General features: G+C 58.4%; 18 protein-coding genes and 1 riboswitch. Of the genes, 13 read left to right on the top strand and 5 right to left on the bottom strand.

Annotation, left to right across the window (positions count from 1 at the left end; all coding sequences use genetic code 11):
- Positions 1 to 94: 94 nt before the first annotated feature.
- The 8 genes from N0M98_RS05510 (at position 95) to N0M98_RS05475 (ending at position 7968) form a co-directional block, all read left to right on the top strand.
- On the top strand, positions 95 to 934 hold the full coding sequence (locus tag N0M98_RS05510; RefSeq protein ID WP_249860479.1) for an electron transfer flavoprotein subunit beta/FixA family protein: 840 nt from the start codon (positions 95 to 97) through the stop codon (positions 932 to 934).
- Positions 924 to 1958, top strand: coding sequence for an electron transfer flavoprotein subunit alpha/FixB family protein (locus N0M98_RS05505; RefSeq protein WP_259617173.1), 1035 nt, complete (start codon positions 924 to 926; stop codon positions 1956 to 1958). Before N0M98_RS05510 ends, N0M98_RS05505 begins: the two co-directional genes overlap by 11 nt.
- Entirely contained in the window at positions 1942 to 3237 is a 1296-nt protein-coding gene (locus N0M98_RS05500) for an FAD-dependent oxidoreductase (protein WP_259617172.1), read from the top strand. Before N0M98_RS05505 ends, N0M98_RS05500 begins: the two co-directional genes overlap by 17 nt.
- Entirely contained in the window at positions 3219 to 3533 is a 315-nt protein-coding gene (locus N0M98_RS05495) for a ferredoxin family protein (protein ID WP_249860482.1), read from the top strand. Before N0M98_RS05500 ends, N0M98_RS05495 begins: the two co-directional genes overlap by 19 nt.
- A 5-nt stretch (positions 3534 to 3538) precedes the next feature.
- The gene (locus tag N0M98_RS05490) at positions 3539 to 3694 is read left to right on the top strand and encodes a hypothetical protein (protein WP_259617171.1); all 156 of its coding nucleotides are present in this window, start codon (positions 3539 to 3541) and stop codon (positions 3692 to 3694) included.
- Between the two features lie 130 nt (positions 3695 to 3824).
- The gene (locus N0M98_RS05485; RefSeq protein WP_375295445.1) at positions 3825 to 4715 is read left to right on the top strand and encodes an NAD(P)-dependent oxidoreductase; all 891 of its coding nucleotides are present in this window, start codon (positions 3825 to 3827) and stop codon (positions 4713 to 4715) included.
- A 380-nt stretch (positions 4716 to 5095) separates the two neighbouring features.
- Positions 5096 to 6070, top strand: coding sequence for an NAD-dependent epimerase/dehydratase family protein (locus N0M98_RS05480; protein ID WP_259617169.1), 975 nt, complete (start codon positions 5096 to 5098; stop codon positions 6068 to 6070).
- A gap of 208 nt (positions 6071 to 6278) precedes the next feature.
- Positions 6279 to 6378, top strand: a riboswitch (purine riboswitch).
- A gap of 150 nt (positions 6379 to 6528) precedes the next feature.
- Positions 6529 to 7968, top strand: coding sequence for an NAD(P)/FAD-dependent oxidoreductase (locus tag N0M98_RS05475; protein WP_259617168.1), 1440 nt, complete (start codon positions 6529 to 6531; stop codon positions 7966 to 7968).
- A 110-nt stretch (positions 7969 to 8078) separates the two neighbouring features.
- Here N0M98_RS05475 and N0M98_RS05470 read toward each other — a convergent pair whose 3' ends face one another.
- A complete protein-coding gene (locus tag N0M98_RS05470) occupies positions 8079 to 8660 on the bottom strand; it encodes a hypothetical protein (protein WP_259617167.1) in 582 nt (193 codons plus the stop codon).
- A gap of 28 nt (positions 8661 to 8688) precedes the next feature.
- Positions 8689 to 9222 carry a hypothetical protein gene (locus N0M98_RS05465; protein ID WP_259617166.1) on the bottom strand — a complete coding sequence of 178 codons (534 nt, stop codon included), beginning with the start codon at positions 9220 to 9222 and terminating at the stop codon, positions 8689 to 8691.
- A 422-nt stretch (positions 9223 to 9644) separates the two neighbouring features.
- Here N0M98_RS05465 and N0M98_RS05460 point away from each other — a divergent pair, with 422 nt between their 5' ends.
- The 5 genes from N0M98_RS05460 (at position 9645) to N0M98_RS05440 (ending at position 17514) form a co-directional block, all read left to right on the top strand.
- Positions 9645 to 9884, top strand: a complete 240-nt coding sequence (locus N0M98_RS05460; protein ID WP_259617165.1) for a DUF6385 domain-containing protein — start codon at positions 9645 to 9647, stop codon at positions 9882 to 9884.
- A gap of 55 nt (positions 9885 to 9939) precedes the next feature.
- Positions 9940 to 11031 (top strand): DUF6385 domain-containing protein, encoded by a 1092-nt coding sequence (locus N0M98_RS05455; RefSeq protein WP_259617164.1) that lies wholly within the window; start codon positions 9940 to 9942, stop codon positions 11029 to 11031.
- An 80-nt stretch (positions 11032 to 11111) separates the two neighbouring features.
- Positions 11112 to 13184 (top strand): glycosyltransferase, encoded by a 2073-nt coding sequence (locus N0M98_RS05450; protein WP_259617163.1) that lies wholly within the window; start codon positions 11112 to 11114, stop codon positions 13182 to 13184.
- Positions 13141 to 15219, top strand: a complete 2079-nt coding sequence (locus N0M98_RS05445; protein ID WP_259617162.1) for a tetratricopeptide repeat-containing glycosyltransferase family 2 protein — start codon at positions 13141 to 13143, stop codon at positions 15217 to 15219. Before N0M98_RS05450 ends, N0M98_RS05445 begins: the two co-directional genes overlap by 44 nt.
- A gap of 333 nt (positions 15220 to 15552) precedes the next feature.
- Positions 15553 to 17514 carry a glycosyltransferase gene (locus tag N0M98_RS05440; protein ID WP_259617161.1) on the top strand — a complete coding sequence of 654 codons (1962 nt, stop codon included), beginning with the start codon at positions 15553 to 15555 and terminating at the stop codon, positions 17512 to 17514.
- On the opposite strand, the gene N0M98_RS05435 is transcribed toward N0M98_RS05440, so the two are convergent.
- From N0M98_RS05435 to N0M98_RS05425, 3 genes are read right to left on the bottom strand one after another with little or no spacing between them, the layout of a single operon-like run.
- Positions 17476 to 18780 carry a glycosyltransferase family 4 protein gene (locus tag N0M98_RS05435; RefSeq protein WP_259617160.1) on the bottom strand — a complete coding sequence of 435 codons (1305 nt, stop codon included), beginning with the start codon at positions 18778 to 18780 and terminating at the stop codon, positions 17476 to 17478. The genes N0M98_RS05440 and N0M98_RS05435 overlap by 39 nt on opposite strands.
- Positions 18781 to 19704, bottom strand: a complete 924-nt coding sequence (locus N0M98_RS05430) for a glycosyltransferase (protein WP_259617159.1) — start codon at positions 19702 to 19704, stop codon at positions 18781 to 18783.
- A complete protein-coding gene (locus N0M98_RS05425; protein ID WP_259617158.1) occupies positions 19697 to 20941 on the bottom strand; it encodes a hypothetical protein in 1245 nt (414 codons plus the stop codon). Before N0M98_RS05425 ends, N0M98_RS05430 begins: the two co-directional genes overlap by 8 nt.
- Positions 20942 to 20996: the final 55 nt, after the last annotated feature.

Below are 20996 nucleotides of genomic sequence, written 5' to 3'. Positions count from 1 at the left end.
TTTTATCCCGCCGCGGCTTATATATTAAAGTATTGGGTGTTCATAGCAAGGCAAGCTTTGCGATTGATGCCGATCATGGAGAGGGGCTGCGTCTATGCTTCATATTGTCGCCTGTATTAAGCAGGTGCCGGATACGAAGATCATCAAGATGAACCCGAAGACGAATACGATGGACCGGGCGAGCGCGCCGGCGATTTTGAACCCGTACGACGCCCACGCGGTAGAGGAAGCGGTGCGGCTTAAGCGCAGATACGGGGGGACGGTGTCCGTGCTGACGATGGGGCCGCCGCCTGCCGTCAAGGCGATTAAGAAATGCATCGAGATCGGAGCGGACGAGGGGTATTTGATCACCGACCGCGCTTTTGCCGGGGCCGACACGCTGGCTACGAGCTATTCGCTGACCAAGGCACTGGAGAAGATCGCGCAAAGCGCGCCGATCGATCTGATCATCTGCGGTAAAATGACGATCGACGGGGATACGGGCCAAGTCGGCCCGGGCATAGCCCGCCGGCTGGACATCCCGCCGCTCACCTCGGTGAACAAGGTTGCGGAAGTCAACCGGGAGGAGGGATACGCCATCGTACACCGCAAGCTGGAGGACGGCTATGAGGTCGTCCGGTCCAAGCTGCCGTGCCTCTTGTCGGTGGAGAAGGAGATCAACGAGGTGCCTTATTCGGCCATGCCCGACGTCATTCGAGCCGCCCGTTACCAGCCGCATATTTGGTCGGTTAACGATTTGGAGGGCGTAGACCGGACCCAGTTGGGCCTTAAGGGCTCTCCTACGATCGTTTCCTCGGTGTGGGCTCCGCCGAAGCCGCAGGGCGGCGAACTATTACAGGGAACGCCCCAAGAGCAAATCGACCGGCTCATCGGCATCCTGCTTACGAAGCGGGAGCTGTTCCAAACGGGAGGCGGTGCTGCGGATGAGCTTTGACGATTATCGCGGCGTATGGGTGTTCATTGAAGTGAAGGACGGGGCGGTCGCTCCCGTATCTCTGGAGCTGCTGGGAGCGGGCAGGACGCTTGCCGACAAGCGGAAGACGGAGCTGGCCGGCGTGCTCATCGGCCATCGGGTGACCGGACTCGCGGCGGCGGCATTCGAATACGGCGCAGATACCGTATACGTCTACGACGATCCGATCTTTACCCATTATCGCACGGAAACGTTTATGAAAGCGCTGCTCGCTTGTACGCAGAAATATAAACCGGAAATTATTTTGTACGGGGCGACCTCCACAGGCAAAGATTTGGCCAGCGCGGTAGCGACCGATCTGCCGACGGGACTGACTGCGGATACGACGTTGCTGGATGTCGAGGAGGATACGGGGCTGCTGCTGGCGAGCCGTCCTGCCTTTGGCGGCAATATTATGGCGACGATTTTGTGCAAGAAGTACAGACCGCAGATGGCTACCGTTCGCCCCAAAGTTATGAAAGCGTTGCCGCGGGAGGAAGGGCGCACAGGGAAGCTCATCGAAGAGAGCATTCCGCTGCAGGAAGAGGATGTGCGAACCAAGGTGCTCGAAATAGTCCGCCGGACGACGCAGCAAGTGCGCATTGACGAAGCCGATATTGTCGTGTCCGGCGGCAAGGGAATGGGCGGGCCGGAAGGCTTTCAGCTGATTCACCGGCTGGCCGGGGTGCTCGGAGCCGCCGTCGGGGCGAGCCGCGATGTCGTCGAAGCGGGCTGGATCGAGCATCACCATCAGGTAGGGCAGACCGGGGTCACGGTGACGCCCAAAATTTATTTTGCCATCGGTATTTCCGGCGCGATTCAGCATATTGTCGGGATGCAAAATTCGGGCTTGATCATTGCGATCAACAAGGACCCGGAGGCGGCGATCTTTCAATCCTGCCACTATGGGATCGTCGGCGACGCGTTCGAGATTATCCCGCTGCTGATCGAGCAGTTTACCAAGGCATTGGGCGGAAAGGAAGACGGCTATGTCGGAAAAGTTTGATTGCATCGTCGTCGGCGCGGGGCCCGCGGGCATCGCTTGCGCTTACGAGCTGGCGAAAGCCGGCGTCGACGTGCTGCTGCTGGAGAGGGGAGAGTACCCAGGCTCCAAAAACGTGATGGGAGGCGTGCTGTACCGCAAGATGATGGAGGACGTCATCCCCGAGTTCTACAAGGAAGCTCCGCTGGAGCGGCCTATTGTCGAGCAGCGGTTTATGATGCTGGATAAGGAGTCGGCGCTGACCTTCGGCTATAAGGGACTGGAGTGGGCGCGCGAGCCGTACAATAACTTCACTGTGCTGCGGGCCAAATTCGATCAGTGGTTCGCGCAGAAGGCGGTCGATCAGGGCGCGCTGCTGATCAATGAAACGGTGGCGCTGGAATGCATCGTCGAAGAGGGCCGGGTCGTCGGGGTGCGTACGGACCGTCCGGACGGCGATCTGTACGCCGATGTCGTCGTGCTGGCCGACGGCGTGAACTCCCTGCTGGCGAAATCGCTCGGCTTTCACAAGGAATTCAAGCCCGACGAAGTGGCGCTGGCGACGATGGAGATCGTCAAGCTGGACCGCAAGGTGATCGAGGACCGTTTTAACCTGGAGGAAGGCCAGGGCTGCACGATCGAGCTGTTCGGCGACGCGACCAAAGGCATCCTAGGCACAGGCTTTCTATATACCAATAAAGATACGCTCAGCATAGGCGTCGGCACGTTACTGTCCGGGCTGATCAAGCATAAAATAAAACCGTACGAACTTCTCGAATACGTCAAGCGTCATCCGATGATCCGGCCGTATTTGCAAGGCGGCGAGCCGCAGGAATACCTGGCCCATCTTATTCCCGAGGGCGGCTACCATTCGATGCCGAAAGTCGCCGGCAACGGCGTTCTGGTCGTCGGGGATGCGGCGCAGCTGGTCAATGCGATTCATAGGGAAGGCTCGAACATGGCTATGACGTCCGGGCGGCTGGCGGCGGAGACGATCGTCATGGCCAAACAGGCGGGCAATTTCTCCGAAGACATGCTGGATTATTACCGGCAGCGGCTGATGGAGAGCTTCGTCGGTCAAGATTTGCATAAATACAAGGATGCCACCCATCATTTCGACAAATTCCCGCAATATTTCGAGGAATACATCCCGATGATGAACAGAGCGGCCAGCCAGATGTTCACCGTAGACGGAACCTCCAAGCGGGAGAAGCAGCGAAAAATATGGCGAGACATCGGCACGGCCAAGCAGAAACTGAAATTGGCCCGCGACATGTACCGGGCATGGAAGGTGATGAAGTGATGAGCGAGCAGGGGAAAGCCGCGAGCATCGAAGAGAAACAGTACCTCCTTCGCTTCAACGCAGATACGAAATCCCATCTTACCGTTCTCAACGCAAATACGTGTTTGACGCAATGCCCGGATAAAATCTGTACGATTTTTTGTCCGGCGGAAGTATACAAGTGGGAAGATATCCGCATGCATGTCGGTTACGAGGGATGTCACGAATGCGGAAGCTGCCGGATCGGGTGCCCCCACCAAAACATTAAATGGGAGTACCCGAAGGGCGGTCATGGAATCGTCTTTAGACTGGGGTGACCGGAATGTTTGAAGTAGGCGATCGCGTCGTGTTTGTGCTTGATGGCGCCAAGGGCGTCATTGTGGAAGCCGAAGCGGAGGTAGGCTTCTATCACATCATTTGGGAGGACCGTTTTACGAGCTGGGAGAAAGAAGAGATGCTGGAGAAACCGAAGGAATAATTCGAATGCGCTTTCTTTGCGCCCTTTTGCCCTGCTCTCCACAAATTGACAATCCTAATCCGCAGTGTTAGTTTGGTTACAGGATGGCTGCATCATCCCAGCTGAAGATTTCAAACGAAAAGGGGACTTCATCTTGGAACGAACTGCGGAAAACACGGTAATCGGTTTTATCGGCACAGGGGTTATGGGCAAAAGCATGGCCGGCCACCTGATGAGCAAAGGCCACAAGCTGCATGTCTACAGCCGTACGAAGGAGAAGGCGGAATCGTTGGTAGCCCAAGGGGCATCCTGGCACTCATCGCCTGCCGCGCTGGCTCCATTGTGCGACGTCATCATTACGATGGTGGGCTATCCCCGCGACGTTGAGGAAGTGTATTTGGGAGACCAGGGCGTCATTCCGTTCGCCAAGCAGGGAGCGCTTGTCATAGACATGACGACCTCTAGTCCTTCGCTCGCCAAGCGGATTGAGGAAGAGGCGTCGAAGCGGGGAATCTGGGCGCTGGACGCTCCCGTTTCCGGCGGGGATATCGGGGCCAGAGAGGCGCGCCTGTCCATTATGGCGGGCGGCAGCAAGGAAGCCTTTGAGCAGGCCGTACCCGTTCTGGAAGCGATGGGGACGCAGATTGTCCATCAAGGGCCTGCGGGCTCCGGCCAATTTACGAAGATGTGCAATCAGATTGCCATCGCATCCAATATGATGGGCGTCTGCGAGGCGCTGATTTATGCCGAGAAGGCAGGGCTCGACCCCTCGACCGTATTGAAAAGCATCCAGTCGGGGGCTGCAGGGAGCTTCTCCTTGAGCAATCTCGCTCCGCGGGTGATCAACGGCGATTATGCGCCCGGATTTTATGTGAAGCATTTTATTAAGGATATGCAAATTGCGCTGGACTCTGCGAAGGAAATGAATCTGGACCTGCCTGGATTGTCGCTTGCTCTTTCGTTATACGAACGGCTGGCCCGAATGGGAGAAGAGGATAGCGGCACGCAGGCGTTGTTCAAGGTGTATTTGCAGCAGCAATAACGGACGGGAACAAGAGAGAGGGCTGTAATCGGCCCTCTTTTTTGCCGTTCCTAGAAGGGTGGTGAAAAAGTCTGCTGCGGCGTCCATTTGATCCTCCAATCGCTGTTGAAAACGGATGCTTTGGATTGTTCTTTCGTTTTTCTGTGGAGAGAATCCGTTTTCAAAGGCGACCGCTTACGCTTTTCCAGACTCAAATGGCCCCTCCGCTCGTTTTTCACCGGACTTCTAGATGTGAACGCGGTCATGGTGGACGTGTTGCCGAAGCACAGAACGGTGCCTTCTCTTGAAAATTAGTTATTGACCAATCACTAACCTATTGATATAGTTTAATCATTAATTAGTGACTGATCAATTACAATTCGAAGGAGAGTTGCTGTCTGATGAAAAAAGCGATTGTATTAGGCGCGACGGGCGGAACCGGTGCGGTGGTTACGGCCGAGTTGGTCAAAAGGGGTGTGCCCGTCATTGCCTTCGGACGTTCACGCCGTAAGCTGGAGGAGCTTGCGGATGAGCTTGGCCATCCTTCGCATCTGTCATTATCCGTCGGGGACGCTTTCCGGCCCGATGACATAGCCGTAGCCTCGACAGAAGCGGATGTATTGTTCCATTGCGCGAACGTCCCTTACCATGAGATGGAAAGCAAACTGATTCCGCTGGGCGAGTCGGTCATGGAAGCGGCTAACCGATTGAGCTTGAAGGTGGTGGCGGTAGACGGCATTTACCCTTACGGACGGGGACGGTCGGACTGGATAACCGAGGAGCATCCGAAGCAGCCTCATACGAAGAAGGGGCGAGTGCGGCTTGCTTTTGAGCAGATGATCTTTAGCGGCAGATGGCCGCATGCGCGCGCAATGATTGTCCGATTGCCGGACTATTACGGACCGACCGCGAATCAAGCTTCGTATTTGGGCGGAACGTTCGAAGCGATCGCTGCGGGCAAACCGGCCTTCTTCATCGGAAACATGAAGGTTCCCCGTGAATATGTGTACTTGCCGGACGCGGCCGAAATGATTGTCGAGCTTGCGGGACGCGATCAGGCGTATGGTCAAAATTGGCATATTCCCGGCTCCGATATCATTTCCGGATATGAAATCGTTCGGATCGCCCGGCAAGCGAGCGGCTTGAAGAAACCGGTCATTTCGCTGGGCCGGACCGGGTTAAGGCTGCTCGGTTTATTTGTCCCCGTCATGAAGGAGGTTGTCGAAATGCTGTACTTAACCGAAGAGCCGCTGCGCCTAAGCGGAGACAAATACAAGCGGCATATCGGCCCGATCCCGACAACGAAGCCGGCCGACGGCATTGCAGCGACGATTCGCGAATTGCAGAAAAGAATGCATGTCAAAAATCCATCGTAAAATACGAATATGAACCTGGCAGCGTTTTTACTGGAAAAAGCCGGCCCGAGAAACATCGGACGATAGATAACAACGTTCGTGTTTTTTATCGAAAATTCCATGGTATAAAGATAAAACCTGTTATATTTCGCCTAAATACGAATGAATTCCGCTGAAGCTCTTGACAATTGTAATGAACTGATTTACCATTCTAGATGGCAATGGAATATGACGCAACTTAACAACTGTTCGTATATCTTCGGCGATATGGGCCGGAGGTCTCTACAAGGAACCTTAAATTCCTGGCTACGAGTGGGCGGGCTTACCGTACCTTCTCGCAGCCGGGGTTTTTTGTTGTTATCGGGTATTGCCGCCGAATAGCAATATCCCGAAATGCAATGAAATCGTTTTCTCGAAGGGTCTTCGGTTGCTCGCAGCGGTATGGCAATGAATTCTATCTTGCGGAGGAGCTAAGAAGGATGAGCAGACGTTATGATGTCATTATTGTAGGAGCCGGACCGGCGGGGATTTTCGCCGCTTATGAATTATTGTTGAAAGCGCCGCATTTGAAGGTGCTGCTTATGGATAAAGGTCATGATATCGACAGCCGGCGCTGTCCGATTCTGGAGGAGAAGATCAAGCTGTGTCCGCCGCCAGCGGGCAAAAAATCTTATGCAGGCTGTCTTCCCGCCTGTTCCATCACGAGCGGGTTCGGAGGAGCGGGAGCGTACAGCGACGGCAAGTTCAATATTACGACGGAGTTCGGAGGCTGGCTGACCGATTATTTGGCTCCGTCCAAAGTGCTTGAACTGATCACTTATGTAGACCGCCTCAACCTGGAGCACGGCGCTCCGGATACGATTACGGACCCGCTGACCGACGTCGTCCGCTCGATCGAGCAGCGCGGCTACGCGGCGGGACTAAAGCTGCTGCGGGCGCAGGTGCGCCACCTGGGCACGGAGAAAAATCTGGAGATTCTGCAATCGATCAACCGCCATTTGAAGCGGCATATCGATATGATGAACAAGACGGAGGCGGCCGACATCTTGACGGTCAAAGAAGACGGTCGCCAACGCGTGAAAGGCGTCGCGCTCGCAAACGGCGAGGAGATCGAGGCGGATTACGTTATCGTTGCGCCGGGGCGGGACGGGTCCGCTTGGCTGACGGATATTCTGAAGAAACGGCGCATCCCGATGTTTAACAACCAGGTGGATGTCGGAGTGCGCGTGGAAACCTCGGATGTCGTGATGCAGGAAATCAACGAGCATTTATATGAGGGTAAATTTATTTTCAATACGTCGGTCGGGACGCGCGTCCGCACGTTCTGCAGCAATCCGTCCGGCCATGTGGTGGTGGAGAATCACAGCGGCGTTATGGCGGCCAACGGCCACGCGTACAAGGACCCTGCACTCGGTTCGGCCAACACGAACTTTGCGCTGCTTGTCTCGCATCGCTTCACGGAGCCGTTCGACAAGCCGAACGAATATGCCCGGGAAATATGCAAGCGGGCCAACGATTTATCGAGCGGAGGCGTGATCGTGCAAAAGTACGGCGATATTATCCGCGGGCGCCGTTCCACCGAAGGGCGCATCAAGGAGGGGTTCCTCGAGCCGACGCTCAAAGAGGCCGTGCCCGGCGATTTGGGCCTTGTACTGCCGTACAATACGATGAAAAGTCTGATCGAAATGGTCGAGGCGCTCGACAAGGTTACGCCGGGCATCGCTTCCGAGCATACGCTGTTCTACGGCGTGGAAGCGAAGTTTTATTCCGCTCGGCCGAAGCTGACCACGCAGCTGGAGAGCGAGATCGGCGGTTTGTACTGCGGCGGCGACGGCGCGGGAGTAACCCGGGGACTGGCGCAGGCCGGAGCCGCGGGCATCTGGATCGCGCGCTCCATAGTGGAGCGGGTAGCCCCGTAGTGCGGAAGGCTGTGTCTGGAGCCGGTAAGAAGAACGATAGTTGAAGAATAAGAGCCGAGTGCCTCTAGTTGAGGCCCCGGCTCTTTTTTTGCAGTACGGGCCCTCCTCCATCATGCCTCCCACCATGCGATATTCAAAGTCGTCGAAAGGACGCCGGCAACGCTCAAAGAGGCGCTGAGCGTCGCAGCTATCGATTGTCCTGCCGGCACTACGATGCTCCCCGTCTGCTCGAGCGCGAATTGTCCGGCATTGACAGGAAGCGCAAAAAAGGCCGTGCCGCCGGAGACGGCCGAGGTGGAGGAATTGGCCGTCATGACGCTGACGTTGGCGCTGGAGAAGTTGGTGTTCAATTTGCTTGCCGACGTAGGGGAAGTCAGGGTTCCTCCTTTGATCAGCGTAAAGTTGGCGGAGAAGGAGGACAAAAGGTTTAGCGAAATCCCCGTCCCCCCTGCAATGCGCGACACGTACAGCGTCTTGCCGCTGGAACCGGGATTGCTGATTTGCAATGTAATGGTGACGGACCCTCCCAACAGCCCCAGCGAGGAAGAATTGGAGGCGGTTGAGATATACATGCTGCCGTTGCTGCCGGCGCTTGTCTCCGGAGGGGCGACCGTTCCGGGAGAGCTGTAAGCATTGGTGATAAGGGTAAACACGGGTTGGTTATGCGGATTGAAGACGGAATGGTTCGGCATAGTTCTCCTCTCCTTGCAAGGCTGTTGTTTAAAATTCCCACCAGACTATGTTAATGGACGCGGTCAATGCTCCGGTACCTACCGTTACCGTTAAGATTTGTCCTGCCGGGACGACGATGCTGCCGGTCAACGGGATGCTGTACAGACCTGAGGAGACGGGCAGACTGATCACGTTGATAAAGGTTGCCCCCAAAGTGCCTGTGCTCTGCTTCGTCGTCATGCTGCTCTTACTCGTGCTTCCAAACAGCATATTGACGGGAACGGGGTTCGTACCGCCCGTTATCGTGCCGCCGGAGTAGACGAAAACCGCAGCCGAACCCGTGACTCCTCCCATAATGCGCGATACGTACATGGTTTTGCCGCTGCCGGCGGGATTGACTGCTTGCAGCAGCAAGCTTTGGCTTGCCGGAACACTGACGCTGCCGGAGGAGAGCGTGTATAGAATTCCGGATTTGGCTGCGCTTCCTTCGGGTTCGGATTCGATTCCCGGTGAAGTGTACGTATTCGTCATTTGGGTGTACAAAGGGCTGTTCGATTTATTGAATACGGAATAATTCGTCATCGGCACACCTGCTTTTTTCAGTTCATAGGCTAACTGCATTCATCGCGCGATACTATACAATATGTAAGTATAGAATTGCGTTGTTTGGGTTTATTGGTAACGATTTACATTTTGTGGAGGCATGAGCCGTTTCACCTTCGTTTGAGAAACCATACACTATGGCAGCACAACTTTTAAGGGGAGTTACTATGGGATCAAGAATGGATTGCGATATGCGCAAACGGAAAAAAGCCAAGACGGGCAAAAGCAAGCATAAGTGCAAAAACAAGTGCCGAATTCTGCTGAGACCGGCTTGTGCTGTATGTTTGCGCAAAAAAAAGCGGAAATGCCGCCATTCATGTCATAAGGAAGCTCCCCATACGTTTCTTAATATTAAAGCGGGGGGTGAATTTACGGTACTTCCCGTTCAGGACGTATCGCAATTGACTATGTACTCTTACGGTATCGTAAATCGGGGCGAACATCCGATCGTGGCCAAAATTCAGATTAGTCCCAACCGCCACGATTTTGCCGATGACGTAGAAGAGGTCATTGATAGCGGTGCGACTTTGGCGCTGGTGCCGGTCCGCTTCCTGTATTATGCGCGAGTCGCTGTCCGTGCCGAGGACCCTGACCAGAGCTCGACGGTCGATGTGTATTTCCAGGCAAGGACCGTAGCGTAAACGGCCTGGAGTGTCTTCGTTAGTTTTACATTTTCTGTGAAGGGAGAAATGCGGCTTGCCTAACTTTTCAACGTTTAATACAAACCCGGACAGATTGCGTACGTTGATATTCGGTCAGGACAGCGCAGCTGTTAACCATCCTCTTGCAACGGATACCGACGGCAATCTGTTGACCGTTATTATGGACGGGACTGTAAGTTTGCAAAGTGTGACGTTGACGGCGGGAACATTGACCAACCTGCTGAACGGGACGATTACGAGCGTCATGGGAGCGACGATTACGGCGGGAACGCTGACGAACCTGCTGGATGGAACGCTGACAAGCGTCATGGGAGCGACGATTACAGCCGGGACGCTGACGAACCTGTTGGATGGTACGCTGACCAGCGTGCTGGGAGCGACGATTACGGCTGGAACGCTGACGAACCTGCTGGATGGAACGCTGACAAGCGTCATGGGAGCGACGATTACAGCCGGAACGCTGACGAACCTGCTGGATGGTACGCTGACAAGCGTGCTGGGAGCGACGATTACGGCTGGAACGCTGACGAACCTGCTGGACGGAACGCTGACAAGCGTCATGGGAGCGACGATTACAGCCGGAACGCTGACGAACCTGCTGGACGGAACGCTGACCAGCGTGCTGGGAGCGACGATTACAGCTGGAACGCTGACGAACCTGCTGGATGGTACGCTGACCAGCGTGCTGGGAGCGACGATTACAGCCGGAACGCTGACGAACCTGCTGGACGGAACGCTGACAAGCGTCATGGGAGCGACGATCACGGCGGGAACGCTGAGCAGCGTAACCTCTATCTCGCAAAAAACCTTCCAGGAGCAGGAGACGCTGGATATTCCTACCGGAGATGACTTCACTGCTCTGCCGGCCGTGACGACAAGCGTGTTCGGCAACTATTCGTTCTTCGTATATAACCGGGGGACAAATAATGCGGATGCGCGCGTTGAAATTAGCGCGGATGGGTCCCATTGGTACGACGAGGTCGATACGGTTACGGGGATCGCTTCGGGTTCGGTCGATGTGCTTGTGCCGCAAAGATTTTTGAAATACACGCGGTTGTCGTATCGCTCCAGTTCGGCTGGCGATTCAACGAATATCGATGTGTTTTTCAATGGACAAGGCACATAATAGGTCGCTGTAACATATAGGTACATGGAATCCTCGGGAGGGGATCTCATGTACTCTTTACTTTTATGGGGGAAGTGCATATGGAGAAGCCGTTGTTAGGCGTTCATTTGATCGTCAAAAATGAAGAAGCGCTGCTGGCCCGCTGTCTGGAAAGCATCCGCGCGGCGGCGGACGAGATTATTGTCGTAGATACGGGCTCCGACGACCGTACTTCGCAAATAGCGCAGTCTTACGGGGCAAAGGTCGTTTATAGCGAATGGCAGGACGACTTCGCGCAGGCGCGAAATACGGGGCTTTCCCATGCCGCCAGCGAATGGGTATTGATCATCGATGCGGATGAAGAGGTAATGGAAGGCATAGAGAAGCTTCCCGCCTTTTTACGGCAAACCGGCGCCGAGAGATGCAGCGTCCGCATTGTCAGTCCGGTTGGGGATCGGCATGAGGAGCGAGTCGAGCATGAAAGCGTAAGATTGTTCCGTACGGGCCAAGGCTACCGGTTTAGCGGACGCATTCACGAGCAGCTGATACGCGGCGAGGACTATGCGGAGAGAGAGCAAGAGGCTGGAGAAGAGAGCTCTTTAGGCGGCCGAAGCATCCCTTTAAGCCCGCTGCTTTTAAACCATACCGGTTATTTGCCGGCCGAACTGGAGGGCAAACGGAAACCGGAACGAAACCTGCGAATTATCCGAAAATGCTTGTCTGAGAGCCCGGGGGACCCGTTTCATACTTATAATTTGGCGGTGACGTACTGCCAGCTGGGGGATTGGCCGCAGGCGGCGGAAGCTTTTGGCTGCGCTCTTGATGCCGCCCCGGATGCGCCTTATCGGCCTACCTTAATCCGCGATTACGCCAAGGTCCTGCTTGCTTTGGGGCAGCCCGCCCAGGCGGGCGAGCTTTTGCAGCGCGAGGTCAAGCGGTACCCGCATTATCCCGACCTTCATATGCTGCTCGGGCAATGCTTGGAGGAGCAGGGGCTGCTGGCGGACGCCTTCTCGGCGTATGGCTGCGCCCTGACCGTCGACAAGCAAACGGCGGATGGCTATATTACGGAATCGGGCTCGCGCGGATACCGCGCTTGCACTGGGCTGGGCCGGATCGCCGTGCGCCAAGGCGAGAAGGAGCTCGCCGACCGGCTATACCGCCAGGCGCTGACGGAGCATCCGCATTATGAGCCTGCGCTATGCGGCTGGGCCGATCTGCTGCAGTTGCGCGGGATGGACGACGAGGACATTAAGCAGCGGCTGCTGGAGGTGCTGCAGCCGGACGGTTCGTCTGCGCTTGCAGCCCGCGCTTTGGCAAGCTGCGGAGCGTATGCGGCCGCACTGGCGATGCTGCAGAGCCCGGGGGCGCAGCAAGAGCGGGCTCTCGTCTGCGAGTGCCTCATGCAGACGGGGCAGTTCGGCGCCGCCGCGCTGCGCTTTGCCGCATGGCGGCAGGAGGGCGGGGCGGAGCTCCCGGCGGGCAGCATAGCCGATTGGGCGCTGTGCTGCTGGAGCGAGCAAGGAACGCTGCCGAGGAGCTTTTATGCCGCGGCCGATCCGCGCCGTCATGCCGCTTACGCGGCGCTTGAGCGCCGGCTGTCGGCCGGCCCGGGCGGCGGGGAGCGGGCTATGCCGCAGGCCGGGCCGGAACTGCTGGAGCTGGCGGCGCAGCAGCTCGAACGCGCGGTGGAGCTGCGTCTTCTGCAGCTCTCGGAGCAGCTCGCCGAGCTGGCGGAGCCGCTTCGGCTGCGGCAAGCCAAGGCGCTGTACCGGCACGGTTATGTGCTGCCTGCCGCGGATCGCCTTCTTGCCCTGATGGATCAGGGAGGGCTGGATGCCGAAGGGTTGTTCGACTTGGCGGAAATTTTGTACGACAAAGGCTTCTACGGACAATCCGCCGCTCTATTCGAGCAAGCGCTCGTCCTTAAGCCGGACTGGCCGCGGGCTCATACGGGGGCTGCGCTCAGCTACTTGCAGCTGGCCCGCGAGGTGGCGGCGGACAGCATTGGCAAGCTGCAGGATATGGAACCGCTAAAGAAAGACCTGCGGAAGCTCGATCAAGCTGTGAGCCGGTTCGGCGGCCTTGGCTGGAAAACATGGCGCAGCGGCCGGCAAAGGAGGAACGCGGATGCGGCGCAATCGGATTTCGTTATGCATGATCGTCAAGGATGAGGAAGAGCAGCTGCTGCGCTGTCTGGCAAGCGTACAGGGAGCGGTGGACGAGATCATCGTCGTCGATACGGGTTCCTCGGACCGTACGGCGGCGATTGCCCGCCGGTTCGGGGCCCGAGTGATCGAGACGGCCTGGACCGGGGATTTCGCCGCAGCCCGCAACGCGGGTATCGATCAAGCGGCGGGCGAGTGGATCTTGTTTCTCGATGCCGACGAGGAGCTGAACCGGGCCGACCGGAGCAAGCTGCGGCAGTATGTGCAGCTTGCGGGGTATGACGGTTTTTTTCTGCAGATTCATAACTACGTCGGCAGCGGCCATCAGGGGGCGACGATCAATCCGGTTCTGCGGTTGTTCCGCAGCGATCCGCAGCATCGTTTCGAAGGGCGCATCCACGAGCAGATCGCCGAAGCGATTTGCCGCCGGAATCCGACCGCCGCGTTTCATATTACGGATATCGTGATTCATCACTACGGCTATCGGCAGGAGGTCGTCGTAAGCAAGGATAAGGTGCGCCGCAACATCCGGCTGCTCGAAGAAGCGATCGCCGCAGAGCCGGAGAACGCTTTTTACCGCTATAACATGGGGGTAGAGCGGCTTCGCTCGGGCCAGCCGCTGGCGGCGTTAGACTCCTTCGGCGAAGCGGTCCGTCGCATCGATCCTTATACGGCCAGCTACGCGCATCTTCTCTATAAGTATGAAGTTCGCTGCTATCAGGCTCTCGGCCGGTGGGAGGAGGCGCTGAACCGGATCGGGTCGGCCCTGGAGTTGTTCCCGGAATATACCGATTTGCTGCAGTACAAGGCGGTATGCGAGAAGGCGCTCGGGCGCAGCCGAGAGGCGAAGCGGTCGCTGCTGCAGGCGCTGGAGCTCGGCCCTCCGCCGGCTATGTATCATACCGAGGAAGGAATGGGCACGTTCCAGAGCGCTTACTTACTGGGCCAATTGATGGAGGAGGACGGCGAGGCGATCGAGGCGGCGCACTGGTACACGGAGGCGATCCGCTTCAAGCCCAGCTTGACGCCGCCGCTCTATCGGCTTTTTCATATTTTCCGGATTACGGGGCGAGAGGAACAGATTCCGGAGTGGGTGAACCGGCGGTTTGCAATCCGCTCGCCGGAGGCGCTGTGGAAGGTTGCGGCGATTATGCTGCAATGCCGCTGCGGGCGGGCGCTGCTCCTTCTGCTTGCCGCGGATCAAGACGTCCGTCTGCCTAGGGAATTGAACCGCCGTATCCGGGCGGAGGCGTATATGCAGACCGGCGAGCTTGGGCGGTTGAGGAGCTTGCTGAACAAGGAATGCAAGCAATCCGGAGACGATAGGCTGAAGGCGCTGCTCCTTCGCTTGAACTGGCTCGAAGGCAGAGCGGTTCAAGGTCGAGACCGGATCGTCGGCAGGCTGGCCGGGAACGCTCACGTGCAAGAAGACCTGGCTGGAGCGAGCCTGGAACCGGAACCGGAGCGGGAGCCGGGGCTCGCCATGCGTCCGGCCGAATCGTCTTCATCCGCTGCATCCTCGGGAAAAAGAATGAGGAGAACCGAAGGACGAGAAGAAGGAGTCGCTGCGAGAAGCTTCTCTATCCCGCCATGCGAACGGCCGCTGCCAAAGAAGGCTGCCGGTCCGTTGTACGGCGCGAACGATCCGTGGGACGAGTGGATGAATCTGCTGCTGGCCGCCGCTCAGTCGGGGCGCTATGAAGCCGCCGGTCACATTCTCGCCGCTTGGAACGGGGCGCTGGAATCGTGCGGGAAAGCTGCGCAGGCATCGGGAGCGGCTTCGCTTGTACGGGGATTGGCTGCCCTGGCTGACCGGCATGCCGCTGAGCTGGGGCGCAGCGGTATGCCGCTCTCCGATGGCGGAGAGAGCGGGCAGCGATCCAGCGCGGATCGGGAGCAGCCGAACCCGGAATCGAATGGGGCCGGTCAGACCGCCTCATCCGGGGAGCCGGATGAACGGAACCGGCTGACTGCGGCGATGCCGTATCAACGGTGGAGCGAGGCCGTTCGTCTGGGACTGCCTTGTATGGACGGCTTTTGAGCGAAGTCTGCGTGAAAATACGGCCGGATAGCCGCTAGGGAGCTGAAACGGCGTAAGCGATCGCCTTGGCAGTCGGATTTTTTCCTGTCCATGGGGCCGAAATTCAAAAAATCCGGCTGCATTAGCGAGTGAAGCCCCTAACGACCGCAGGCCATGCATAAATCGCCACGCATCTAAAAGTCCGGCGAACAAAGAGCGGAGGGGCCATTTGAATCTGGAAAAGCGTTAGCGTTCGCCTTTGAAAGCAACAGCGATTGGAGGATCAAATGGGCGCCGCAGCGGACTTTTTCACCACACTTCTAAGGATGATTGGATGGAGGGGAGGAGGTCTTGATGGGACGAACGGAAATCTCGCTGTGTATGATCGTGCGCGATGAGGAGGAGCATTTGGCCCGCTGCCTGTCTTCCGCGGCTTCTACCGTATCCGAGATCGTCATCGTCGATACCGGATCGGCCGACAGGACGGTGGAGATCGCCCGCAGCTTCGGAGCCAGGGTAGTCTCCGTGCCGTGGACCGGCGATTTCGCCAAGGCTCGCAATGTGGCCTTGGACTTGGCGACCAAGCCGTGGATATTGGTGCTCGATGCGGATGAGGAGTGGGTCGAACCGCAAGAGGGGAAGCTGGAGAGGCTGCTCAGCCAAGAGGGGACGCTAGGCTATTACGTCCGGCTGTTCAGCTATGTGGGGGCCGCCGGGGAGGAGTATGTGACGGATGCCGTCTGCCGCCTGTTCCGCAACAATCCGGGTATCCGCTATAAGGGAGCGATTCATGAAGACGTCGCCTCGGGTATTCTGGCGCTGCGGCCCGGGGCGCTCGAATTCTCCGATCTGGAAATCGTGCATTACGGCTATACGGACCGCATCATTGCGCAAAAAAACAAAAGCGAGCGCAATTTGACGATCATCCGCGAAGCATTAAAAGCGAATAAGGACGACTTGCAGCTGATGTACGCGCTCGGCACGGAATATTATCAGCAAGGCCAATACGGACGGGCGCTGCTTGTATTTGAAACGATGCTTCCGAAGGTGCCGGTTTATGGCGGCTATACGTCGGATTTGCTGCTAAAAATGGCTTTTGCCTACCGGGAGACCGGCCGCCGCGACGAATCGCTTCGCATGATTGAGGAGACGCTGCGCCTGTACCCGGATTTTACCGACCTGTTCGAGCTTCAGGCGATCGTGCTGACCGATTTGCGCCAATACCCCGAGGCGCTGCGTTCTTTGGAGAAGGCGATAGCATGCGGTGATGTGTCGCATCAATACACTTCCTGTTCGGGGGCAGGCACTTACCGGAGCCGGTATTTGTCCGGTATCGTCTACGAGCGGTTGTACCGCTGGGAGGACGCTTGCCTCAGCTACGAGCAGGCCCTCGCTTGGCAGCCGGGCTATACCCCCGCCTGGCAGCGGTTCGCTGCCGTCTGCGCGGCTCTCGGGCAGCAGGAGCGGCTGATGGCTGCGATGCAGGCTCATGCCGCTCGGCTGCCGCTGCACGCGCAGCTGGCGCTGCTAGAGACGGCCGCCGATGCGCAGCGGCCGGAATGGCTCCTGCAGGGCCGAAGCCTGCTGCAGGCGGCTTTCGCCCGCCAGCCGCTGACGGAAGGGCTGCTGCTGGCCCAGCAGGGCGACGATGCGCAGGCTGAGGCGGCATGGGAGCGGTGGACCGGCCATCCGCAGCACGGGAGGCAGGCGCTGATCTACCGCTGGGCGCTGGCCGTCAAGCGGGCCGATGCCGCTGGCGGGCCGGACCGCGAGCCGGCCGAGGCGGAAGCCCGCCGGCAGCTCGAGCGGCTTGTCCGCGCCGACGGCGCCTACGCCGCGTTGGCGCAGCCTGCGTCCGGCGCCGCGCTGCCGCCGGCCGTCTACGCGGGCGCGAGGACGGCGCTGCTGCGCACCGGCGCCTGGGACGGCTGGCTCCGGCTGCAGGAGGCGCTGCCGCAGCCGGAGCCGCTCGGCGTACTGCCGCCCGCGCTGCGCTGCGGCCTGCTGCGTGCTCCTGCCGCGGTGCAGGAGCGGATTATCGGGCGGCTGCTCGCGTCCGGGCAGCCGGAGACGGACCGTCCCGGCCTGCTGCTGGCCGGGCTGCTTGCCCTTGAGCGCGGCCGCAGTCATGACGCGCTGGGGCTGTTCTGGGCCGCGCGGGAGCAGGCGGACGGCATGCCCGAGGCTGGCGCCGCCGCCGTGGGCGTGCTGCACGCGCTGACGCAGCTTGCGGCCCGCAGCCTTCGCGGCAGCGGCGCAAGGCTGGCTCCGCCGATGTTAACCAGCGAAGTCAGAGCGGTCCTCCTCGCCGAGTGACCGCTCGCGGCGTTTACGCTCCGCTGGGAGAGGCTCCGGGGCGGCGGAGGCCGGAGGCAAATAGGCTTCCAGCACGGCCCGCCACTTGCGCCTCCACTCTTTCTTATCGAAGGCGAGCGCAACCTGCCTGGCGCTGCCTCCCAGTCTTTGCCGCAGAGCCCGGTCGTTCAGCAGCCGGCGGAGGGCGGAGCACAGCCGCTCTACCGTAGGCGGGACAAGCAGCCCGTTGTATCCGTCGATGATCAGATCGTTCAGCCCGCCGACATTGGCGGCGACGATAGGCAGCCCGCAGCTCATCGCTTCCAGGCAAGAATAGGACGTTCCTTCGGAATAAAGGGTAGGGATAACCGCAATATCCGCTTGCCGGTAGGCGCGGCGGATTTCTTCGAAGGAATACGTGCGGTGAACGATGCGATCGCGGTGAGGGTGGGCGCTATGCCATATGGAAAAAGCTTCGCTGATCGTACTCCCCTCTACCTGCTCTCCGGCAAATTCGATTTCGATTTGCGGGTATTGCGCCAGCAGCTCGTCTGCGGCGAGCATCATGGCGATAATGCCCCGTTCCATACTGAGGCGGCGCGGGTACAGGATGCGCAGCGGCTGGGAGTCCGGCGCGGCTTCGGTTCGCTGCGCAGTCTCGGCGGCCAGGCCCCGTTCCGCGCCGGCGGCGTCCGGTTCGTTTACCGGCGCAGATTCGGGCTGCGGCGTATCGCCCGATTGCACCGCTTCCGGGCAAAAATAACCGGTGTCGACCGCGTTCGGAATCAGCTCGATGCGTTCGGGGTCGTTATAGGTGCATACGGAGCGGCAATAGGTTTGGAAATGCGAATCGACCGTGACGATTTTGCTCAGGCTGCGAACCGCGTTCCCGATCTGGTCGGCGACGCTTCGCTTGACCTCTTCGGGCAGACTGGGACGGTCCCAGTTGATCCCGTGACAAATGCCGAGGCTGCCCGGCCGGTAGCGGATCGGGTGCCATATGCAGCTGGCGTAAAGGAGCGGGCCCTCCGCCTGCTCGGCCATCCGGTTGAACGCTTCGTCGATCCGATCCGGATCGTACGGATAGCCGAATACTTCGATATGCTCTACCGTTCGATGGAACGCTTCGAAGAACGAGAGCTGATGAACCTGCGGCTGGTAACCCATATCGCGGATAACGCCGCACAGGTCATAAATGTAACGCTCCAGCCCTCCGCCGAAAATACGGCTCAAATCGCGGTTGTAGCCGTCAAGAAAACTGTGCGTAAATATACTGACTTTGCCCATTTAGCGATCCTCTTTCCATTCGATCAGATTCGGTTTCAAATCAAGAATCGATTCATACTGGGCGAGGCTTCCCCAGCGGCCCTCCGGATCGATTTGCTTGTATCGGAGATATTTGCGCACGCGATCCTCCAGGCTTCCCGCCCAGCCCAGATGCTTGACTCTCAGGTCCGTGAGCAAGCCGGGCAGCGCGATGCACGGCAAAGGAAGCCGGGGGACATGGTGATCCCATTGCGGATAGGCGTAAGGGAACTGCGGGAAATAGCGGACAAGCGCCATCGTATGATGCTTATGCACGTTCCAATGCTCATCCTCCCTGTAGTGGGTCGTTCCGTCCCACAGATCATAGAAGCGAAACCCGACCCAATCGTACCGGTCCTGATCGATCAGCTCGCGCATTTGGCGCTTGGCCTTATCCTCATACAACTCGTCGGCATCGACCGACAGCAGCCAATCGGGGCTGGTCGATACGGCGGTCTCCCAGAGCAGGGAACGCAGCTCCCACTCTTGACCGAAGCGGGACGTCTCCAGGGCAACGAGCTTGGCGACTTTGGGACAAGCTTGGCATATCGCAACGGTGTCGTCGGTGCTTCCGTCGTCGACTATGACAATGTCGTCCACGAACGTGCACAGCTCGGCAAGCACTTGCTTCAAATAGCGGCCGCTTTCGTTACGCACTTGCATCATGGCGGTCAATCGATTGCCGGAAGCTTTGCGTACTCTCCTTAATGGCCGATGCGGCCGCGGCCGGTCACTGGCGGCTTCTGCCGCCGCCGCTTGAGGATGGACGCCGGAACGGTCGTCCGTGTCGGCGATTCCGGCATCCTGCGGAAGCAAGCCCGTCGCGAACTCGTCGCTTCGGCGGCTTTCCGCAGGCAGTTCCCGCTCCGGCTGATCGTCTCTGTGCGCAGAGGTAGGGTCAATCATCCGATTCTCCTCCTATTCGTTCCAGACCCTGATCGATGGCTTTCATTTCCAGGATTTGGACCAATGCTTCTTCTTCGTCCAAAGCGGCTTCCAGAAAGCGATGAATGGCTTCGTGCCGGTTCCCTTTCAGCGCGAGAACGATTCCGCACAGCAGAAGGTAATCCCTTTTATCGGCAGGAATCGTCAGCTCTTCGGGATCGAGGCAGGCCAACGCCGCTTCCATGTTTCCGGCAACCAGATGGGTTCGCAGGCCGAGGCGTCTCGCTTCTGCAGACAAGGGATCAAGGACTTCAAGCGTCTGAATGGCGGAGCGAAAGTCGTCGTTCAGCCTGTACAGCTCTCCTTTCACCAGCTCCCGCTGCCCTTGTTCCATCCATCGGCACAGATGCTCATACCATATCGCATCCGGCTCGGACACGGCGGTAATCCCGTAGACGGTCACCGCTTCCTCCAGCTCGTCAAGTTTGGCGTGGATGGCCGAGAGGAAACGATAATGCGTATGCAGGGAGTTGCCGGCTTTCCCTCCCGTTGCGGCCTGTTGGAACGACTCGATCAAATGCCGTTTCGCGCTGTCTTTGCCGAGCAAATACAAGTACACCGCAAGCAGGAAGGAGATCGTTTCGTGCGCTCCCGATTGCTCGCGCAGCCGTCCGTAATAATCGGCCCGCAGCTCCCATTGCAGCGCGGCGATTTGCGCGGCGGCGGACGGTCCGTGATCCGTCAATTCGCGCATGCATTTTAGGAATAACACTTCATAATCGCGCAGCGGTACCGATTCGCCGCCGACGATGGCGTCGCCGGAGGGAGAAGAATTCTCTCCTTGCAGAAACAGCGCTCCGGGTGCCCGGAAGCTTTGGTCCAGATAGCGTGTCTCCGATTCCGTACAGACCAGATCCGCCAGAGCGGTCAAACGGCGCCAGCATGTTTCCCATAAAGGGGTCTCTTCCTCGCGAGACGGATGGGGCAGCATGACGATCAAGCGGGCCGGCTGCAAGGCGGCTGCGTCTGCCACCCAGTAAGGATGGGTGACGATGGCGGTCATTTCCCGCTGCGGCAGGGAACCGAGCCTGCTTCTGGATAAAGGGGAGAGCGACGGTGGGAGGGAAGTCACCGCATCCTCCGAACCGTCGTGCACAAACCAAACTTCGCTTTCTCTGCTTAAGAGGAGAAGCAGCTTCTGGAACGGGAACGCCCTCCAACTGCAATGGGGAAATACGACAAACGGTTTGCTGCTCATGCGCTCCATCCTTTCGGTGTCCCGGTTTACCGGTTTCGCCCGTCCAAGCCTGCGG

It is taken from the genome of Paenibacillus doosanensis (genome assembly GCF_025060755.1).
Classification (GTDB): domain Bacteria; phylum Bacillota; class Bacilli; order Paenibacillales; family NBRC-103111; genus Paenibacillus_S; species Paenibacillus_S doosanensis.
Note: the sequence above shows the minus strand (reverse complement) of the source record. Positions and strands in the feature narration are given on the sequence as shown.